3 protein-coding genes, 3 tRNA genes and 1 pseudogene are annotated in these 2,631 nt (G+C 59.2%); 6 read left to right on the top strand and 1 reads right to left on the bottom strand.

What is annotated here, in order from left to right; genetic code table 11:
* Positions 1 to 307: 307 nt before the first annotated feature.
* Both FJ248_08760 and FJ248_08755 read left to right on the top strand, forming a co-directional pair.
* Entirely contained in the window at positions 308 to 589 is a 282-nt protein-coding gene (locus tag FJ248_08760) for a hypothetical protein (protein ID MBM4120963.1), read from the top strand.
* A gap of 28 nt (positions 590 to 617) precedes the next feature.
* The gene (locus tag FJ248_08755) at positions 618 to 1,472 is read left to right on the top strand and encodes a hypothetical protein (GenBank protein MBM4120962.1); all 855 of its coding nucleotides are present in this window, start codon (positions 618 to 620) and stop codon (positions 1,470 to 1,472) included.
* Positions 1,473 to 1,529: 57 nt separating this feature from the next.
* Here FJ248_08755 and FJ248_08750 read toward each other — a convergent pair.
* Positions 1,530 to 1,619 (bottom strand) — tRNA-Ser (locus FJ248_08750).
* 201 nt (positions 1,620 to 1,820) lie between these two features.
* Here FJ248_08750 and FJ248_08745 point away from each other — a divergent pair.
* From FJ248_08745 to FJ248_08730, 4 genes and pseudogenes are all read left to right on the top strand, one after another.
* Positions 1,821 to 1,913: transfer RNA gene (locus tag FJ248_08745), tRNA-Ser, on the top strand.
* Between the two features lie 86 nt (positions 1,914 to 1,999).
* Positions 2,000 to 2,075, top strand: a tRNA-Arg gene (locus FJ248_08740).
* A 267-nt stretch (positions 2,076 to 2,342) separates the two neighbouring features.
* Positions 2,343 to 2,426 (top strand): annotated as a pseudogene (locus FJ248_08735) (SEL1-like repeat protein).
* 27 nt (positions 2,427 to 2,453) lie between these two features.
* On the top strand, positions 2,454 to 2,631 hold a 178-nt coding region (locus FJ248_08730; protein MBM4120961.1), incomplete at its 3' end, for a sel1 repeat family protein.

Genomic DNA, 2,631 nt, shown 5'->3' with positions numbered 1-2,631 from the left:
TCGCAGGCAGCAGCAGAAGGATGACCGCCAGGGCAATGATCGGGGGGCGGTGCGAGTCGGGGGTGCGCAGTGGCATAGACCTCAGCTCTTTGCGAACGAGTGTGCTTTTGTAAGCGCTCGTATTCGGTGCTGTCAATGAACTCTCCTACCGCCTTGCGCGGAACAAAGTCCACGTTTTTTGCGTTGATAGTGTCCCCGCAGCCGCTTGCGCAAATTAGGATAGCAGAAGGGGAGGAGGTCCGGCAGACATCTTTGGAGGTGCTGTTAGCTTTTCGTGTGGCGGTTGCGTCGAGAGGGGGGAGCCGGAATGGTTACCCCGTCGGAGGCCCGCGGTGCTCCCGGCGCGCCCGTGCGTATGCGTGACGGTGTTGGCTTGGAAGCCGGGCACGCTGTTGTGGCCACGGATCTGCCGGACGATCCCGGTGTGGCGCGGAAGCCCATGACCGATCAGGAGGTGGAGGAGGGACTGCCCCCGCAGCCCTCCGGGCCGTCCCCTGGCGGCGGGGGGATATCCACGCAAGGCGCCACTGGCGGCACTGTTGCCGGCCCCTTCTCCTGCGGTGACATCCGACGCCATCCGCAGGTATGATGCGACCGCGCGGGAGGCGATAGGGACCATGTACAAGATCAGGAAGAAAGCATCCGGAGCGGCGAAACCGCCAGCTTTGTATAACATCATCGAAGACTTCAGCGAGTTTGACCCTCCGGGAAATGTCTGGGTCTGTGCCATGACGGGTCCGGAAAATGTCGAGACTCATGCGAACGTACTGGCCGAAAGTTATGCCATGCCGGTCGAGATAATGCGGCGGCTGCTCGACGAAGGCGGTGTCCATGTCTATCCGCAGGACGGCCTACTGGTGACGCGAGGTGCGTGGGTGTGCCGTCTGGGGAAGGTCGGCGAAACGCCAAAGATGACGTGGGCGCTTGATGTCGAGCAGTATGCGCAGGCCGAACAGCTCCGCCTCGCCTATGGGCTGTTGCTTGACGAGGCGGCCTGGCGTGTCTTCGAGCGGACCCTGCCGCCGGAGCTACGGGAACGATTGGAGAAGAAAAATCTCGGTCTGGATTTTACCAGGCTGGATCGCGAGATCGCGAAACGGGGAGACATCGCCTATATTGACTTTCGAAAAGACTGGTCACCGCATTTTAAGCGGTTGTGCATCATGCCGGACGGCACACTGGTCGAGACCAGCGGCATTGAGGATTTTGCCCGGCTCCACAAGATCACCGCGGCGCAGGCACGCACGTTGATCGAGCAGGGCGGGACGCTCGACGTGGACGGCGAGGTCCTAGCCTGCCAGATTGTCAACGGGCAGCCGTCGGTTGCCCGGTTCAATCGCGCGCAATATGCTCGTGCAAAGGAGCTGGCAGCTGAAAGGCGGTGCCACCTGCTTGACGCACTGAGCGAAGTGGGATTGAGCGATCCGGTGATGATGCGCGCGCTGAAGCGGCGCGAAAAGCCCTACGCCTAGCCGACTGACTACGGTTTCGGGGGAGGAGCTGGTTGGGCAAGTTGGTAGGACTTGTTCTGGCGGAGGGGGTGGGATTCGAACCCACGGTCGAGTTACCCCGACTCCGGTTTTCAAGACCGGCGCTTTCGGCCGCTCAGCCACCCCTCCAACACAACAGTGCTGTGGCGTTTTGAAATCGGTTTGGCAATTGAAGCACGGCCTTTCACAGGATGCAAGATATTGATTGCCAAATACACTCAGGAATGGCTATATCGTTACCCCTGTCGGCATTGTACATTTCGTTTGTTGGCGTGGTATGAAGAGCCACAAGGTACGTGCCTGCCGGCGACATCCGGTGACACGAGAGACGGAGAGGTGGCCGAGTGGCCGAAGGCAACGGTTTGCTAAACCGTCACAGGGCCAAAAGCCTTGTCGCGGGTTCAAATCCCGCCCTCTCCGCCACTTACTTTTCCCGGAGCAAGTGCAAGTAGTGGATCTCGCCAGGCATGGCGGATCCACCACACCGGCCGGTTGCATACTGTCCCTTCGCGCCCGTAGCTCAATGGATAGAGCACCAGACTACGGATCTGGGGGTTACAGGTTCAAGTCCTGTCGGGCGCGCCACTAAATCAACAGGTTAGCGCCTGGACTGATTCAGCATTTCGCGCCTTGACACTCCTACACAATCGGCATAGGGTTTCGGCTACCTTAGGGTTAGCCAGCAACCAGAGCACAGGCTCATCCGTGAATCTTCGCTACCACCTGCTCATTAGTACGCTAGTCGCGGCGTGTGTCTTCCCAAGTCTCACCGCGGCAGACGAGTCTCAGCAAGTCACAGACTCCAGAGCACAATGCGCTCGAGGTGCTGCAGCAGGGTGTCTCGATCTGGGCATGTCGTATGCCATCGGCAAAGGTGTGACACAAGACTTTGCTCAGGCAGCGGCATTCTTTCGTAAAGCGTGCGACGGGGGTGATGCGGACGCGTGTTCCGATCTGGGGTTGATGTATAAAAAAGGCGAAGGTGTGAAACAAAACCTTGCGGAGGCGGCAGATTGGTATCGCAAAGCGTGTGACGGGGGTGATGCGTGGGGGTGTGCCAATCTGGGTCTGATGTATAAAAAAGGCACCGGTGTGAAACAAGACTTCTTTCAGGCGGGCGAGGTGTTTCGTAAAGCGTGTC

This window comes from Nitrospira sp. (genome assembly GCA_016873435.1).
Lineage (GTDB): Bacteria > Nitrospirota > Nitrospiria > Nitrospirales > Nitrospiraceae > VGXF01.
Note: the sequence above shows the minus strand (reverse complement) of the source record. Positions and strands in the feature narration are given on the sequence as shown.

Excerpts from the sequence above, each read along its gene's own strand:
- FJ248_08760 (MBM4120963.1), top strand. The coding sequence starts at position 308 with ATGGTTACCCCGTCGGAGGCCCGCGGTGCTCCCGGCGCGCCCGTGCGT.
- FJ248_08755 (MBM4120962.1), top strand. The coding sequence starts at position 618 with ATGTACAAGATCAGGAAGAAAGCATCCGGAGCGGCGAAACCGCCAGCT.